The sequence below is a fragment of the Pseudoalteromonas sp. SWN166 genome (assembly GCF_015864485.1).
In the GTDB taxonomy this organism is placed as follows: Bacteria; Pseudomonadota; Gammaproteobacteria; order Enterobacterales; family Alteromonadaceae; genus Pseudoalteromonas.
This window is the reverse complement of sequence record NZ_JADYXB010000007.1, coordinates 44,009-60,395: the sequence shown is the minus strand read 5'-3', so window position 1 is coordinate 60,395 and position 16,387 is coordinate 44,009. Positions and strand designations below refer to the sequence as shown.

The following is a 16,387-nucleotide window of genomic DNA, read 5'->3' as shown; positions in this document are numbered from 1 at the left end:
GCAAAAATGCAGCCTAATATATTTAATGGGGTTTAGCTTATCGAATCTGCAAAATACTTTGCTGAATAGTTGAGTTAACTTCAAGCGCACGTGAGTTTGCTTGGTAATTACGCTGTGCAGTAATTAAGTCTACAAGTTCATTAGTAAGGTTTGTATTTGATTGCTCAAGCGCTGATGAGTTTATAGAACCTAAAGTACCTGACCCTGGCTCTCCTGCAATTGGATCACCCGATGTTAAACTTTTTTTCCACGCAGTGTCACCAACTTGCTGTAAGCCTTGTGAGTTTGAAAATCGTACCATAGCAACTTGACCTAAAAATGTTGAGTCACCATTACTGTAAGATGCAACTACTTTTCCATCTGTACCAATATCAATACCAGCTAAACGGCCAACGGTAGCGCCATCTTGCTCAAGTGCTTTTACTTCAAAGTTACCGGCAAACTGAGTAGGTACTTTATTACTTGTTCCCGCTTCATCACGCCAACTGACTGTCACCTTATCAGGAAAACTTGCACCATTAGTTAAAAGAGAAGTCAAACCTGTAGTCGCATCAGACGATAAGTCTATATCATCAAAAGTTGTAGCCGGTGGTGTAACATTAGGTAAACCTGCAGATGTAAACTCAAAAGAATCTATAGGAGAATGTGAACCTGCGACTGTTTCAACTCCATCCGTCCCAAAATTTTTCCCATCTAAAGTTGAGTAAACGTCCCATTCGTTTGGTGAGGCTACTGGATCTTTCTTCACAAAGAACAGCTGTAGAACATGTGGCTCACCTAATGAGTCATATACTGTAGTTGATGTAGAGCTATTATAAGAAGCACTTGTATTTGAATCGAAAGTACCAACTGTTGGCTGAGTTTCTCGTGAATCTAAATTAAATGATGAGTACACTTTACTTGTTGCGCGAGGAGAACCAGACGAGTCCGGTATCTGTAATGGTGATGAAGTACTCAAACTTACGGACGTAGTGGCACCTGTTGCTTCATCAACAGGGAAGCCTTGTAAAAAATTACCTTTAGCATCTACGACAAAATTATCTTCATTTAACTTGAATGCACCTGCACGAGTATAAGAAAAGTCTTGAGAACCTAGGTCTTCACTCATCGCGAAGTAACCTTCACCTGTGATAGCTAAATCAAGCGAATTATTAGTGAATTGCAGTGAGCCTTGATGAAACTGCTGTGCAACCATAGCAGTTTGAACACCATCACCATTTTTAGTTTTACCGGAGCTAAATACTGATGATGCGTAAACATCAGCAAACTCTGCGCGTGACTCTTTAAAACCTGTTGTATTAACGTTTGCAATATTATTTGCAGTTACGTCTAAATCTTTTTGTGCGGCAGCTAGGCCGGTTAATGCAATATTGAAGCTCATAATTCACCTCTAACCTGTTAATATTTAGCCTGCTGACAGGCGAAGTATAATTAAAATTTGTTACGCGATTTCTGCAATGTCGGTTAATCTAACCGCACCTTCTTTGGTGTTAACAATAATGCCAGTTGAACCATTGATATTTACACTTTCAATGTTCTTAAATGTAGCAATGGGTAAACTCGAAAATTCGCCGTTAGTGCTGCCCTCAGCAGCAAGAGTGTACTCACCTTCCGGTAAGCGCTCCCCAGTTTCATCTTTTCCGTCCCAAGTAAAACGAACTGCACCTGCTGGTTGGGATCCTATATCAATAGTTCTCACTAGCTGACCTGATGCATCAGTAATCCGCAACTTTAAGCTATCAACCGGATTTTCAGCAACAATGGAGCCTTTCGCATCGCCTGATTCATTTAAATCTAAAGTATTAGATTCTAATAAAGCCTGCTTACCAACAAGCGTTGAAGCTTGCAGGGCTGAATTTGATGTCATCGAAGTCGCTAAGGTATCAAAATTTGAATTCAAATCACTAATACCCTGCGCCATCGTAAAGCTGGTCATTTGCGCAATCATTTGGTCGTTATCCGCAGGGTTACTGGGATCTTGAAACGATAGCTGCTGTGTTAATAAGGAGAAAAAATCTTCCTGTGTTAACGCATCGCTTTCACCATCGCTGGTCGCTACTTGCTTTTCTTGCCAGCGCAAAGAATCTAAATAGGATGAAGATGTACTAATATCGTTATTCATAACCTACCCTCGGTTACCGCTGCCCTAGCAACAGTGTTTTACTTAGCATTTGCTTTGCTGCATCAGCAACTTGCACGTTTGTTTGGTAAGAGCGAGAAGCAGAAATCATATTTGCCATCTCCTCTACAACATTAACGTTGGGTTTATAGATATAGCCATTTTCATCCGCACTTGGATGATTTGGGTTATATTCAATTTGTAATGGTGCGTCGCTTTCAACAATGCCCAAAACTTTAACACCAACGGCGGAGCCCTGTTGATTACTTGCTGATGCTGAAGCTTTTGTTAGCTCAGCCGCAAATACAGGTTGGCGCGCTCGGTACGTTTTGTCTTGAGATGAACTAATGGTATTAGCATTAGAAATATTACTAGCTGTAGTATTTAAGCGAACGTTTTGTGCGCTCATACCCGAACCAGCAATATCAAAAACATTATATAAACTCATAAATTTTATCCTTGACTACCGAGAGCTTTATTCAGACCTTTGAATCTGCCGCTTAAAAATTGCAAGCTGGCCTGATACTCCATAGCATTCTGTGTATACAAGTTTCGTTCCACTTGTATATCAACCGAGTTACCATCGCCTGTATCTGATTGATTTGGCAAGCGAAATGATTCAGAGTTACCCATACTATGAGTACCTCCACCAATGTGTTTATCGTTAGTTCTTACCATGGTATTGCCGCTTTGCTGGGTTGACCTTGCCGCTTTTAATGCCGAGGCAAAGTCTATATCTTTTGCTTTATAGCCAGGCGTATCAGCGTTAGCTATATTAGTTGCAATTAATTCTGCTCGCTGTGAACGGATCAACATGGCTTGCGGATGCACACCTAATGCTTTATCAAAACTGATAGCCATAACCTTCTCCAAAAAATTGACTTACCCATGAATAAAGCAAAAAATAAGCCATTAATAATAAGGAAAGTTATATTTTTATAAAGTCATGTATCTAAATAGAAAAACGACGCTGAGTGCGTCGTTTTAGGGAAAGGAATTAGCTTAATTATTTCTTTTGGTAAATAATACCCGGGTTGCATCTAACCATATCGAACTCAGTGCTTAAGCCAGTCAAAGACTCTGATGCACCTAAAAACAAGTACCCTTTTGGATTTAACGCTTGTGCAAACTGATTAATAATTTTAGCTTTTATTTCAGGTGCAAAGTAAATAAGTACATTACGGCAAAAAATAATATCAAATTTGCCCATTAACGCGTACGAATCAAGCAGATTTAGGTGCCTAAAACTAACTTGTTTTTTTATTGTATCGTTTACTTGTGCCATACCATTGCCGCTATCTTTAAAAAACTTTTTACGGCGCTCTGCCGATAAGCCTCTGGCAAGTGCAAGCGCGTCATACTCTGCATTTTTACACATATCGAGCATGGTATTAGATATATCTGTACCAATAATTTGCGCGCCCATACGCAGAGCACCAGGTTGCTTAGTATTAAACTCAGCTACCGACATGGCAATCGAGTAGGGTTCTTGCCCTGATGAGCTGGCAGCAGACCAAATTTTTAATGGTCTTCTTAACTCTTTAAATTCAGGAAATAATTTATTTTGAAGTAATTCAAATGGGTATTGATCTCTAAACCATAACGTTTCGTTTGTGGTCATTGCATCAACAACAGCGGCTCTTAATTGCCGCTCATGAAGGCCAAGTGTTTTACTTACTAATTGTGATAAAGATTCCACATTAAATCGAGCCATGAGTGGAGCAAGTCGACTTTTAACTAAGTATTGCTTGTTTTCACCTAAAACAATACCGCATTGCTGCTCTAAAAACGAACGAAACTGGTCGTATTCACTTTGCTGCAAATCTTTATTATTCAAATCAATAACACCTATTTTTATTGGTCACTATGAACCCACTTTTTAACCGCAGTTGCTAACTCATCAGGGTTAAATTTGGCGATAAAATCGTCAGCACCTACTTTTTCTATCATCGCTTGGTTAAACACACCACTCAATGATGTATGTAAAATAACATGTAATGGTGCAAGCTTAGGATCTGCTTTTATTTCGGCTGTTAATGTATAACCGTCCATTTCTGGCATTTCAACATCAGAAATAAGTAATGCAACTCGCTCAGTAATGTCGTTTTTACAATCAAGTTCTGCTATTTCTTTAAGCCTAATTAAAGCTTCTTTACCATTTTTAGCAAGCTCTGTTTGAACACCTAGCGGCTCTAGGGCACGTTTAACTTGATTACGCGCAACAGCGGAGTCGTCTGCAATAAATACGATACGCTCGCCTAAGTCTTTTTGAATGTCGCCACTTTGTGCAACTTCAGCACTTACTTCTGTATTTACTGGGCAAATTTCGTTGAGAATTTTTTCTACGTCTAAAATTTCTACTAATTCATTTTCGATTTCGGTCACGGCTGTTAAATATGAATAACGCCCAGCACCTGATGGCGGTGGCATTATTTTTTCCCAATTCATATTTACAATACGCTCAACCCCGCCCACTAAAAAACCTTGAACCGAGCGGTTGTATTCGGCAATGATAATAAAGCTGTCTTTAATATTTTCTATTGGGCGCCCACCTACAGCCATTGATAAATCAATTACTGAGATAGTTTGACCACGAATATGAGCAACACCACGAATATAAGCATTCGATTTTGGCATGCTTGTAAGAGGAGGACATTGCAATACTTCCCTCACTTTAAATACATTAATGCCAAAACGCTGACGCCCTCTGAGCTTAAATAAAAGTAATTCTAGGCGGTTCTGCCCAACCAACTGTGTGCGTTGGTTTACTGAGTCTAAAATGCCTGCCATTCAAATCTCCTAAAGAAAACAAATAATGCGGAACGATAATTGCTTTCTATTTATAAAGCTACATAACATCGCGGGAGCGTCTACTTTTTGACGCAAAATATTTATACCCTGTTTGAAACCATAAGCATAGTCGAAACATTATGAGTTTGTTAAAAAAAATCAGAAGATACAGTGTTTTTTATTCTGTTACTAGCCTCTGCTTTGCATTACCTTTGCAGGCCAAAGTATTTAGCAAAGATTTATTACAAGAGATGGCTGTTGCTTATATAACTGAGCAAATTGGTACATTAAAAAATACTAATATGCAATTAAGTGCACTGCCTTTAGACAGTCGTATTCCTGATCGTATTTGTAATTCTGACCTTGAATTATCAACTTCCGATGAACCACCATTTAACCGCCAAGTAACTTTACAAGCTAAATGTAATGATGCTCAAACATGGGCTCAATATGTTCATGTAAGAGTTGTTGAAATGGCGCCCGTTGTTGTTGCAATTGCTAACTTAGCTCGTGGTGAGGTAATAACTAAATCGCATTTGAGTGTTGAAATGAAACCAACTCACTTTGTAAGGGTGCAATATTTAGATGATCCCACAATTTTAATAGGTAGCAGAAGTAAACGAAATATTAGAAGCGGGATGCCCGTTTTACTAAACCAAATTTGTATGGTTTGTAAGGGGGATTCTGTTAATATTTACGCAAACCTCAGAGGCCTTAGAATTAAAACAACAGGTATTGCTTTAGAAGACGGTACTTTGGGCGATCAAATACAAATTAAAAACAAAAAATCAGGTAAAATTTTAAATGCACGAGTAGATGGTGTAGAGTCTGTTCAAGTAAATATTTAATTTAGATTTATACTAAAGTATCCTACGTATATGCCGATAACTTGGCATAAGTTGGGCAATATACAGGTTTATTATTATGGTTAGTCAAGTTAATGGTAGTAATCAACAAGCTAATGCACTTACAAATGCAAAGCAACAACAGGTTGATTTAAAAAAAGATAATACAAATACACAAGCTGCTCAAGCTCCTTCGCCTAAAGCTGCTAGTGATTCTGTAAGTTTAACGCCACAAGCACAGCAATTAAAAACGCTTCAAGATAAAGCGCAGCAATCGCCTGGCTTTGACAGCGACAAAGTTGCAGAGCTTAAAAAAGCGATTACTGAAGGTAAATACCAAGTGGATAGTGAAAAGCTTGCCAAAAATTTAGCTGATTTTGAGTTTAACGTATATGGCTGATCATAATAGTTTAATTAGCGTCAAACTAAACCAACAAGTGAGTTGCTTAGACTCTTTGCATACGCTATTAAACGACGAGCTTACTGCTATTGCCTCACGACGTGGTGCTGGTTTAAAAGAAATTGCCCAACAGAAAATGTCTTTTTTAACTAAGTTAAGCACCCTTGATAAAGAACTAAGTAAGCTAATTGCTAGTAACGACTCACAAAATTCTGAAATATCTGAGCTAATAAGCCAAGTTAAAACCCAACTGGCTCAGTGCCAAAAACAAAATAATGTTAATGCTCATGCTGCTCGCCAAGCGCAACTAAGTGTTAAACAATTAAAAGAGATATTAATTGGCGCACCAACGTCAATGACCTACGACCAAGCCGGTAAGTCAGTAAATACCGAGAGTAAACTGGTTCGTAACCTAAAAGCTTAAGCCCAAAATTTCACATTAAAAAAGCCTTATTGATAAATCGATAAGGCTTTTTTAATGTCCTTTATTCCTAAATAGCGATATAAATTTAACCTATTCCCTATTTAAATAAGAGGATGAGATATTTTGAATAACTTTTTTAATAAACGTTTTTAGTAGTACGTTACCTTTTTAACTTCGCGTGGTTTTACTTCACCTATGTATAAATCGTGCACACGCTTCATGTTGAGCTCAAGCTCGGTTACATAAGTATCATCTACCGCGTAAGTTTTAATTATTTGCGCACCTTTAATAAGGCCCTGCACTTTGCTTTCTAGGTAATCGTCTTGAGCTATTGAGCCTTCCACTGTTGTTCCTGCGGTAATTTTTTGCCCATATACTTGCTCAGTAAGCTCGCGGTAAGCCTCAAGCTTAGAAGCCTTAATGGCCATAAGTTGCTTTTGCGACGCGTTAGCGCCTTTTTGTAAGCTAATAGGTGCATACCCTATCGCTTTTAAAACTGGGTAATTATTTGGCTCTACATATTTATATTCAACATGCTTATCAAAAACGCTGCTACAACCACCTAAGGTTAAACACCCAAGTGTAATAAGTAATGAAATTGCTCGCATAGCATTTAGCCCTTGTATAGTAATTAGCAGTACATATGCACGTTTAATGCCATTTATAGCATTACTAATAATTATCAAATAACATTGGTACAGTCCTTGCTCTACCTAGTTAATAGCTAACGTTTAATTGGAGTAAAAGTATGAAGTCGTTTTTATCATTGGCATTTGCAGGGATAAGTGCAACGGTATTATTAACGCTCTCCCCTTTTACTAAAGCGCAGTGGTATGAATCAACGGGCCATGCGAACGTTCAAAATGGTGATACGAGCGCTGCCAAATCTGCCGCTATAAAAGATGCAATTACTCAAGCGCTAGTGTTCTCTGGCGCGCGGGTCAGCTCTGTGCAAACCTTGGTAGATGGCGTGTTAATGCAAGATCAGCTAAAAATTAGCAGCCACGGCGAAATTCAAAAAATTGAACTGATCAGCGAAAATAAATACGACAATAAATTTGCCGTTACATTACGGCTCGATATTTTTTCTCAAACAGAGCAATGCCCACAAAATAGCTTTAATAAATTTGTGGCCGTTACGCAAAGCCAACTTGTTCATCGTGAACACGCTAAAATGGGTCAAATATTTGACGTAAGCAAAGCGATTAGCAAAAATATTTTTACCTCCCTGCAAAAATCAAAAATGAGCGCAGTACCTATTGCTTACTATAATAATGCAATAAGCGTAGATAAGTACTTTTCGCAGCAGCACGACTATTCAAACGCTCAATTAGAAGAAATATCTTCGCGCAGTAATGCTCAATATGTCCTGCTTAGCCAAATAACCAGCCTTTCGACCAGCGACAAACTTAATAACGATTACGCATTTTGGCAAGACGAGGCGTATGAGCGCAGTTACAACATTGAATTTGCACTATTTGATGGCACTACCTATGAGCAACTTTGGCAAAATAGTTACCATACTCAAGCAATTTGGCCGTTTGAAAAAACAACCATAGTTGATGTCAATAGTGATAGATTTTGGCAATCGCCTTATGGGCAAAGCATAACCGATATCAACCAATCGGTAAGTTATGATATTCAAGCCGCCATGGCGTGTTTGCCAACTCAAGGCAAAATAATGCACATGGAAAATAGCAAAATCGTTATTAACTTAGGTAAAGCTCATGGTTTGAAAAAAGGCCAGACGTTAAGTATTGCGCATCATAACTATTTAACCGATGCCGCAGGTAATGTAATGCCGCACACTATCACCACGCTTAATGAAATTCGCGTTGAGCAGCTTTACCAGCAAACCGCAGTAGCAGTCAGTATTGACAATAAACCGCTACCTGGCGTGCAAATTAACGATGTAGTAGAAATAATCAGCCAAGATCTTTAAACCTTTTTAGCTAATTTAGCTCTTAAATTAGGGTGAGCCGATAACCACTCACCCAATTGTTCTACACCAGATAAATGCGGATAATGCTTTCTGCACGCAAACACCACATTACGCTGCTGATTAGGGAATATAGGCAAGTAATCAATCCCTACACGGTCGGTACATGCCAATTTTGGTACAAATGTAATACCATCATCCATGGCCACTAACGCTAATAATGTTTCTAAACTATTACCTTTATACTGGTTAGATACATCGACCCCTGCAGAAAAACAAAACTTTTGGGCTTGATCTTTAAAGCAATGACCATCACTTAACATTAATAGGCTACAACCTTGCAGGTCACTAAGCGCTACTTTTTTATGTTTAGAAAGCGCGTTGTCATGTGATACAGCAACTAAAAAGTCTTCTTTGTATAAACTAATAGTATGGTAGCTTTTAAGCTCTGGTACATCGGCCAAAATAGCAAAGTCGAGTTCGCCGCTATCAAGTGCCTCTAAAATAGTGGCTGTTTGCATTTCGATAAACGAAAACTGGCTATCAATAAATGCCGCTTTCATCGATGTTAATAACGCAGGCAGTAAATACGGTGCTATGGTAGGAATAATACCAATAGTTAATTTACCTTGTAGAGGCTCGTTAGAAGTAGCTGCAAGTTCTTTGAGTATTTGCGTTTGTTCTAAAATAATCTCTATTTGCGTTAATAAACGTTCACCTTTTGCTGTTAAGGTAACTTGTTTAGTTGAACGGTCAAATAAAGTAACGCCAAGCTCATGTTCGAGTTTTTTTACTTGACCACTTAATGTAGGCTGGCTAACAAAACATGCATCGGCAGCTTTGCGAAAATGCTTATATTGCGCTATTGCTTTTACATATTCAAAATCTTTTAAGTTCATATTCAGCTCTACGTGATAGTTTATAACTATCAGTTTAATACAAACAAACGATTGGAACTATATTTATTTATTCGCCATAATAGCTCCATCAAATCAAGAGGAACAAAAACTATGTTAAACAATATCGAAGGTCAAACAATCCCAAGTGTTACATTTGCAACTCGTCAAAACGACGAATGGAAATCAGTAACTACAGATGACATTTTTAAAGGTAAAACGGTTGTCGTGTTTTCACTACCAGGTGCATTCACACCAACATGTTCATCAACTCACTTACCACGTTACAACGAATTAGCTGGCGTACTTAAGCAAAACGGCGTTGACGAAATTGTATGTTTATCAGTAAACGATACCTTTGTAATGAACGCATGGGCTGAGCATCAAGAAGCGCAAAACATTACTTTATTACCAGACGGCAACGGCGAATTTACTGACGGCATGGGCATGTTAGTAGATAAAAGCGACCTAGGTTTTGGTAAGCGCAGCTGGAGATACTCTATGCTGGTTAAAGATGGCGTGATTGACAAAATGTTCATCGAACCAGATTTACCAGGTGACCCGTTTGAAGTATCTGACGCAGACACAATGCTTGATTACATCAACCCTAAGCAAGCTAAACCAGAACCAGTAAGCATCTTTACTAAACCTGGCTGTCCTTTCTGTAAAAAAGCGAAAGAGCTTCTTGCAGAAAAAGGCTTCGCATATGAAGAGATTGTTATGGGTGCAGGCGCATCACTAACAAGTCTAAAAGCTGTATCTGGTCGTGAGACTGTTCCACAAATATTCATTGGTGGTAAACACATCGGTGGTTCAGACGACTTAGAAAAATACTTTGCTTAATTAATAAGTAAAGTAGATATCTAAAGTTAGTGGGTAAAAAAATAGGGGCTTTTATGCCCCTATTTATTAGAGGAAAAAATACTATGAAAGAATTGCAAACCGATGTTGTTGTTATAGGCGCAGGTACTGCTGGTTTAAGTGCTTACCGTAACGCTAAACAGTTTACACAAAACGTATTAATGATCGAATCAGGCCCATACGGCACAACATGCGCACGTGTTGGTTGTATGCCAAGCAAGTTATTGATTGCAGCTGCTGAAGCCGCACACGCAATTGAAATGGCACCTGCATTTGGTGTGCATAGCTCAAAGCCAGTCATTGATGGCAAAGCAGTTATGGCACGCGTTAAAAGTGAACGAGATCGTTTTGCAGGATTCGTAGTAGAAGCCGTAGATGAATTACCTGATGGTGATAAAATTCGTGGCTACGCACAATTTTTAGACACAAACCGCGTACAAATAGACGACCATACAATTATTACAGCAAAACGCTTTGTAATTGCTACCGGTTCACGCCCTTCATACCCTGGCGTATTTAATAACTTTGGCGACAAACTTATTATAAACGACGACGTATTTGATTGGGATGACCTACCAGAATCAGTCGCTGTATTTGGCCCAGGTGTAATAGGTCTTGAAATTGGCCAAGCACTTAGCCGACTAGGCGTAAATGTAAAGCTATTTGGTGTAGGCGGCGCAATTGGCCCACTTACAGACCCAGTAGTAAAAGACTATGCAAACACTGTTTTTGCTGAAGAATTTTTTGTAGATACCGACTCAAACGTATCTGACATGATGCAAGTTGGCGACAAAGCACAGCTAACTTATACCGACAAACAAGGTGAAAAACACACCGAACAGTTTGACTACGTACTTGCAGCCACAGGCCGAGTACCTAACGTAGATAAACTCGGCCTTGAAAACACCGGCATTGAACTTGATGAACGCGGCGTACCGCATGCCGACACGCACACAATGCAATGTGGTGAATCGAATATATTCATAGCAGGTGATGCAAGTAACATGCTCCCACTGCTACACGAAGCATCTGACCAAGGTGCTATCGCAGGCCAAAATGCAGGGCGCTTCCCAGATGTACGTATAGGTCTGCGTAGAGCAAAAATTGCAGCCGTATTTAGCGACCCACAAATAGCAATGGTAGGCGAAAGCTACAAGCAAATTACCGATCGTTTAGGCCCATGTGGTTGTTTTGAAGTAGGCGAAGTCAGCTTTGAAAATCAAGGCCGAAGCCGAGTAATGCTAAAAAATAAAGGTCATATGCGTGTATATGCAGAGCAAGGTACAGGCTTATTTTTAGGTGCTGAGTTTATTGGCCCACAAGCCGAACATATTGCTCACTTACTAGCATGGGCTGTACAAAACAAAATGACCGTACCAGAAATGCTTGATATGCCATTTTACCACCCAGTAATTGAAGAAGGGTTACGCACCGCCCTTCGCGACTTAAACGCCAAACTTAAATTTGGCCCAGACATTGTAAATTCATGTATGGAATGTGGCCCAGGCGCATAACCTATTTGCCACACATACAAACTTGCAAAGTAAAAGCCAAAACTAACGTTTTGGCTTTTTTTTTATAATTTTTTTAAGCTGATCTCTCAAAAAAAAATTTAGCTGTTACACTTAATTGATAATTCAATTAAAAAGATGGAATAGCTATGCCCAATAATAAATTTAGACTAGTCACTCGCAGCGATTTTGATGGCTTAGTTTGTGCCGTATTGCTTAAAGACTTAGACCTAATTGACGATATTTTATTTGTTCATCCAAAAGACATGCAAGACGGCAAAATAGACATTACCGAAAACGACATTACGACCAACCTCCCCTACGTTGCAGGCTGTCATATAGCATTTGATCATCACCTTAGCGAAACCGTTCGTAACTCAAGCGACATAAAAAATCATATCATTGATCCAGAAGCCCCATCAGCAGCTCGCGTAGTTTATGACTACTATGGCGGCGCTGAAAAACTTCCAAATATTTCTGTTGAAATGATGGATGCGGTAGATAAAGGCGATGCTGCTCAGTTTTCAAAAGACGAGATATTAAACCCAACCGATTGGGTATTAATGAACTTTATTATGGATGCGCGAACTGGCCTTGGTCGTTTTCGCGAGTTTAAAATTTCAAATTACCAATTAATGATGAAACTGATTGATGCGTGTAAAGATCAGAGCATACAAGACATTCTAAAAATGGAAGATGTAGCCGAGCGTGTTGCTTTATATAACGAGCATAACGAAAAAGCAAAAGAGCAAATTTCTCAATGCGCTACCGTGCATAAAAACTTAGTGATCCTTGATTTAACCCAAGAAGAAACTATTTACGCCACAAATCGATTTGTTATTTATGCAATGTACCCCGACTGCAATATCTCAATTCATAAAATGTGGGGCCTTAAAAAGCAAAACGTCGTGTATGCCGTTGGTAAATCTATCACTAACCGCAGTTCGAACACCAATGTTGGCGAGCTGTGCTTAAAATATAATGGTGGTGGCCACTTAAATGCAGGTACTTGCCAAGTAGAAACAAGTAAAGCAGAAGCAGTACTGAGTGAGTTAATCAATACAATTACGAGTGATGGCTAATATTAACTTACAATAACCAGAGTCATATCATAGCTCTGGTTATTTTATTTTAGTAAAGTGAGTTTTAATCACTCACTTTTTTCATATAAATTTCTGTAATCATAAAAGAAATAATGACCTCATGTTAGATACTAAAAACTTCGAAAAAACACTTTATCAAGATACCAAAAAAGCATTTAAAAACATCATTCAAAAATATGGTGGCGATCTTTATGTAATGGGCTTTTACCACACAGGCAGCTACTCACTACTGCCAATGTTTAATACTTTATCAGATTTAAAAGAAGTATTTGAAACAGAGTACAACAACGATGTAAGTAGCTTTTATATGGCTAAATGGAACCCTGATGACTACCCGACGCTTGAGAGTTATTCAGAATATTTTGATGAAACAACGCTAGAATGCCAAAAACTAGAAAACAGCATTGATTTGTTTCAATCAGATATAGAAGCAATGGATAATTGGCACCAATGGCTTACAGCAATGGAAAAAGTACTTATGCAATTAGATGCAGAAGGGCTATTTTCAAATGGTATTGAGCGCGAAAAAATCACTTTAGCTATACTCGCCTATGACGAAGAAGAAAGCATTCAATTTAAAAGAATCAAACGACTTAATCCGCCAGCCGTTCTAACGCAAATTCAAGCTGACTTTGAAGCAATGATTGCAGAGCGTGAAAAATGTGAGCAAAAAGTGTTAAATACCATTAATTAAAAACGAAACACGACTACATATGCGCTATACATGAAGTATGGGGAAGGTAAATAAAACACCACATTGGCATATGCTGTTTTTTATTGAGAGCGAAAAGCTAGACGCATTAAAAGCAGTTATTCGCCATTACGCGTTAGAAGTTGATGGTGACGAAAAAGGTGCAGCGGAAAACCGTTATGACTTTAAACAAATAGACCCAAACAAAGGCTCTGCAACTGGCTATATTTTAAAATACATAGCGAAAAATATAGATGGTGAAGGTGTAGGTGAAGATAAATTTGGTAACGATTCGCTACTTGTAGCACAACGTATTGATGCGTGGGCATCGTGTTGGTGCATTCGCCAGTTTCAACAAATTGGCGGCGCTAGCGTTTCTGTATGGCGCGAGTTAAGACGTTTGCGCTCTATGTTTAATGATAAAAAAGATAACCTATTAGAACAAGCTCGCTTTGCTGCTGATAATAGCGATTGGAAAGGCTACATACTCGCTATGGGCAGTTTACACACAAAACTAAAAGATAGACCTATCAAATTACACACCGATTTAAACATCGTTGAGGAAACGGGCGAGTGCTTACAAAGCTATTACGATGGTGAATTCATACTCAAAGTAAAAGGCTTATGGTTCGCGGGTAAAGCTATTATCACAAAGCACTATTCATGGAGGGTAGAAAAGGCATAACCTAAAGCTATCATCAATAAATAAAACTGTAGTTAAATACAATATTTGATATGAGCTAAAGCTCTTAATTTAGCTTTAGCTCATATCAAATAAAGCCTCAAAGCCAGGAATAACCTTTAGTTCACTATTTGCTAGAATGGCAAAAAAGGTCTTACTTGGAGTTCTGTAAATAACTGTACTAAGTAATATAAAAGTGCGGTTACTTCATTGTTAGCTTAAAGCTGTAAGGTGATATTTTATAAATTCACTTTTTAAATAATATAAATTAAATAGAAAGAGAATAAAAACGGAGTAATGCAGAGGTAGTTCGACGCAATGCGCATCGGTTAATAAGTTTTATTCAACTTGAGTACTAAAAGCGGAGACTAAAGAGTACATATTACGTGCAGTTTAAATACAAAAAAATCTATTCTCTAGATATATATAAGAATAATTTTCGATATTTAAAAACAAAAAACTGACATAATAGTCAGTTTTTTAAGATAAATATAAATATAAAGCTATTAATTTATTGTGGGTTCAGGATCGCTTTTTTTGCTTTACCAGCTTTAATCGCAATATTACAAGCTTTTGATAGCTTACGCATAGCTTCAACTTTACGTTGATTAGTCACTTCATTTCTTTTTGAACGCATAATCTACTCCGTCATTACCAAAACCACACCATGGCTCATATTCTAGTCGATCAACATAACGCTTTGCAAGCAAATTGTAAAATGAGACAAGTCTTTTGTCTGCGGCTGACGCAGTGTAAGCTGTAACCTCGTTATCTATAGAATGAGATAATATTAACCCTGAAATAACCCTACCTAGCAAGTTTAGTTGCTTTCTTGTAGCAGGTTCCTTTGGTCGCTCAAATGGAGTTTCATTTTCAATATTAGATTTAAGATCAAACTTAATCTCATAGCAGTTTTCGTCGAGTTCCATCCCTATTAACGATTCAGTTTCTTTAAGTCTTTCTGCACTAAAATCGCTTTCAGTCGAGGGAAGTATATATACTATGTACTCATCACCCATGATATTACATTCGAGCTGGCTTACAGTATAGCCTAAATCAACTTCGATGAACTCAACCTGAGGCAAATTATTATGATCAAGAGCTCTAAAAGTATCTACAACATCACCTAGAACCGTGTCAGTACTAGTTTCATTATTGGATATCACATTGTAGTTTAAAAACCTTGCTCCACTTGCAAGTACATTGTCTTCGATAGCAGCTAATGGAAAACCTGTATTGCTGACACCCAACACAATTAAAATATCATTTTGTTCCCATTTTAATTCAAAAAGATCTATGCTTGGAATATCTTTAAAACTAACAATACTATTTGGTTCAGCTATAGAGCCGTGTATATGTATAGCACTTCCACCTGACTTTTCGATTAAATCATCAACATTAAGTGTGTAGTGTTTAAGCTCTACACCAATAGAATCACAGTATGTCTCAAGGTACTTACATTCTAAGTGAGCTTGATTTGGCATAAATGCCGCATATCTGTAGCCAATAGTCTCAATTAATTTCAATAATTCAGATTCATCAGCTACTTGAAACTGTTCATACTCAGGAGTTTCTTTAATGTTTTCATATAAAGGTAAACCCGAAGGAACAGAAAGTCCTGCACCTGATAAGATAACTACTTTCATAATTTGAATACACTGTTGTTCATTCGAATTACCAATCCTCGGTTATTATGCTCATATCTATTAAAAATAACACAACGGACAATTATGGTATTGGTAAACAATTATGCATCAAAGGCTTATAAATTCTAATAAACTAAATAAGACTATAAGTCTTCAAGTAGAAAAACTATTAACTTTACATCTATGCAAATGAACTCAACCAGCTACCTTTGCATTTATTAGATGCTTATAAATTAAATCACGATACAAAATTATCGGGGTATTAAAAAGATATAAATAGCCTCTCTAAAATTATAACAATTCAATTTAGATTGCTATAAATGTGCTATAAAAAATTAATAAAAAAGGAATTTAACACATAACCCATTGATTTAATTGGTAGCCCCTGCAAGAATCGAACTTGCAACTGCCCCTTAGGAGGGGGCCGTTATATCCATTTAACTAAGAGGCCACAAATAAGCTGTGTGCTTAGAAGGGTGA

At 37.9% G+C, this 16,387-nt stretch carries 19 protein-coding genes and 1 tRNA gene; 9 read left to right on the top strand and 11 right to left on the bottom strand.

Annotated features, from left to right (window positions below):
- Positions 1-37 precede the first annotated feature (37 nt).
- The 6 genes from flgE to I6F49_RS06015 all read right to left on the bottom strand — a co-directional run bounded on the left by flgE (position 38) and on the right by I6F49_RS06015 (position 4,909).
- Complete coding sequence (gene flgE / locus I6F49_RS06040) at positions 38-1,381, bottom strand: flagellar hook protein FlgE (RefSeq protein ID WP_197179228.1); 1,344 nt, start codon at positions 1,379-1,381, stop codon at positions 38-40.
- A gap of 60 nt (positions 1,382-1,441) precedes the next feature.
- Complete coding sequence (locus tag I6F49_RS06035) at positions 1,442-2,122, bottom strand: flagellar hook assembly protein FlgD (protein ID WP_197179227.1); 681 nt, start codon at positions 2,120-2,122, stop codon at positions 1,442-1,444.
- A 13-nt stretch (positions 2,123-2,135) separates the two neighbouring features.
- Positions 2,136-2,567, bottom strand: coding sequence for a flagellar basal body rod protein FlgC (gene flgC, locus I6F49_RS06030; RefSeq protein WP_010553247.1), 432 nt, complete (start codon positions 2,565-2,567; stop codon positions 2,136-2,138).
- Positions 2,568-2,572: 5 nt separating this feature from the next.
- Positions 2,573-2,980 carry a flagellar basal body rod protein FlgB gene (flgB, locus tag I6F49_RS06025; protein ID WP_024606231.1) on the bottom strand — a complete coding sequence of 136 codons (408 nt, stop codon included), beginning with the start codon at positions 2,978-2,980 and terminating at the stop codon, positions 2,573-2,575.
- 145 nt (positions 2,981-3,125) lie between these two features.
- Positions 3,126-3,956, bottom strand: a complete 831-nt coding sequence (locus I6F49_RS06020; RefSeq protein ID WP_197179226.1) for a CheR family methyltransferase — start codon at positions 3,954-3,956, stop codon at positions 3,126-3,128.
- Positions 3,957-3,973: 17 nt separating this feature from the next.
- Complete coding sequence (locus I6F49_RS06015; protein WP_010553244.1) at positions 3,974-4,909, bottom strand: chemotaxis protein CheV; 936 nt, start codon at positions 4,907-4,909, stop codon at positions 3,974-3,976.
- A 140-nt stretch (positions 4,910-5,049) separates the two neighbouring features.
- On the opposite strand from I6F49_RS06015, the gene flgA reads away from it, so the two are divergent.
- The 3 genes from flgA to flgN all read left to right on the top strand — a co-directional run bounded on the left by flgA (position 5,050) and on the right by flgN (position 6,578).
- Complete coding sequence (gene flgA, locus I6F49_RS06010) at positions 5,050-5,757, top strand: flagellar basal body P-ring formation chaperone FlgA (RefSeq protein ID WP_197179225.1); 708 nt, start codon at positions 5,050-5,052, stop codon at positions 5,755-5,757.
- 76 nt (positions 5,758-5,833) lie between these two features.
- Entirely contained in the window at positions 5,834-6,154 is a 321-nt protein-coding gene (gene flgM / locus I6F49_RS06005) for a flagellar biosynthesis anti-sigma factor FlgM (protein ID WP_197179224.1), read from the top strand.
- On the top strand, positions 6,147-6,578 hold the full coding sequence (flgN, locus tag I6F49_RS06000; RefSeq protein WP_010553241.1) for a flagellar protein FlgN: 432 nt from the start codon (positions 6,147-6,149) through the stop codon (positions 6,576-6,578). The genes flgM and flgN overlap by 8 nt, the downstream gene beginning before the upstream one ends.
- A gap of 149 nt (positions 6,579-6,727) precedes the next feature.
- Here flgN and I6F49_RS05995 read toward each other — a convergent pair whose 3' ends face one another.
- The gene (locus tag I6F49_RS05995) at positions 6,728-7,186 is read right to left on the bottom strand and encodes an LPP20 family lipoprotein (RefSeq protein WP_008168853.1); all 459 of its coding nucleotides are present in this window, start codon (positions 7,184-7,186) and stop codon (positions 6,728-6,730) included.
- 140 nt (positions 7,187-7,326) lie between these two features.
- On the opposite strand from I6F49_RS05995, the gene I6F49_RS05990 reads away from it, so the two are divergent.
- Positions 7,327-8,520, top strand: coding sequence for a flagellar assembly protein FlgT (locus I6F49_RS05990; RefSeq protein ID WP_197179217.1), 1,194 nt, complete (start codon positions 7,327-7,329; stop codon positions 8,518-8,520).
- On the opposite strand, the gene I6F49_RS05985 is transcribed toward I6F49_RS05990, so the two are convergent.
- Complete coding sequence (locus I6F49_RS05985; protein ID WP_197179215.1) at positions 8,517-9,416, bottom strand: LysR substrate-binding domain-containing protein; 900 nt, start codon at positions 9,414-9,416, stop codon at positions 8,517-8,519. The two genes, I6F49_RS05990 and I6F49_RS05985, sit on opposite strands and share 4 nt — an antisense overlap.
- 111 nt (positions 9,417-9,527) lie before the next feature.
- Here I6F49_RS05985 and I6F49_RS05980 point away from each other — a divergent pair, with 111 nt between their 5' ends.
- The 5 genes from I6F49_RS05980 to I6F49_RS05960 all read left to right on the top strand — a co-directional run bounded on the left by I6F49_RS05980 (position 9,528) and on the right by I6F49_RS05960 (position 14,264).
- On the top strand, positions 9,528-10,256 hold the full coding sequence (locus I6F49_RS05980; RefSeq protein ID WP_197179213.1) for a glutathione peroxidase: 729 nt from the start codon (positions 9,528-9,530) through the stop codon (positions 10,254-10,256).
- Between the two features lie 83 nt (positions 10,257-10,339).
- Positions 10,340-11,788: a dihydrolipoyl dehydrogenase gene (locus I6F49_RS05975; protein WP_197179211.1), complete on the top strand. Its 1,449-nt coding sequence runs from the start codon at positions 10,340-10,342 to the stop codon at positions 11,786-11,788.
- Between the two features lie 146 nt (positions 11,789-11,934).
- A complete protein-coding gene (locus tag I6F49_RS05970) occupies positions 11,935-12,867 on the top strand; it encodes an exopolyphosphatase (protein WP_166377242.1) in 933 nt (310 codons plus the stop codon).
- Between the two features lie 121 nt (positions 12,868-12,988).
- A complete protein-coding gene (locus I6F49_RS05965; protein ID WP_197179209.1) occupies positions 12,989-13,582 on the top strand; it encodes a DUF4303 domain-containing protein in 594 nt (197 codons plus the stop codon).
- 37 nt (positions 13,583-13,619) lie between these two features.
- Positions 13,620-14,264: a replication endonuclease gene (locus tag I6F49_RS05960; protein WP_197179207.1), complete on the top strand. Its 645-nt coding sequence runs from the start codon at positions 13,620-13,622 to the stop codon at positions 14,262-14,264.
- 508 nt (positions 14,265-14,772) lie between these two features.
- Here I6F49_RS05960 and I6F49_RS20465 read toward each other — a convergent pair.
- From I6F49_RS20465 to I6F49_RS05950, 3 genes are all read right to left on the bottom strand, one after another.
- A complete protein-coding gene (locus I6F49_RS20465) occupies positions 14,773-14,898 on the bottom strand; it encodes a hypothetical protein (RefSeq protein WP_256729715.1) in 126 nt (41 codons plus the stop codon).
- Entirely contained in the window at positions 14,879-15,907 is a 1,029-nt protein-coding gene (locus I6F49_RS05955; RefSeq protein WP_197179198.1) for an SIR2 family NAD-dependent protein deacylase, read from the bottom strand. The genes I6F49_RS20465 and I6F49_RS05955 overlap by 20 nt, the downstream gene beginning before the upstream one ends.
- Positions 15,908-16,283: 376 nt before the next feature.
- Positions 16,284-16,358: transfer RNA gene (locus I6F49_RS05950), tRNA-Arg, on the bottom strand.
- Between the last annotated feature and the right edge of the window lie 29 nt (positions 16,359-16,387).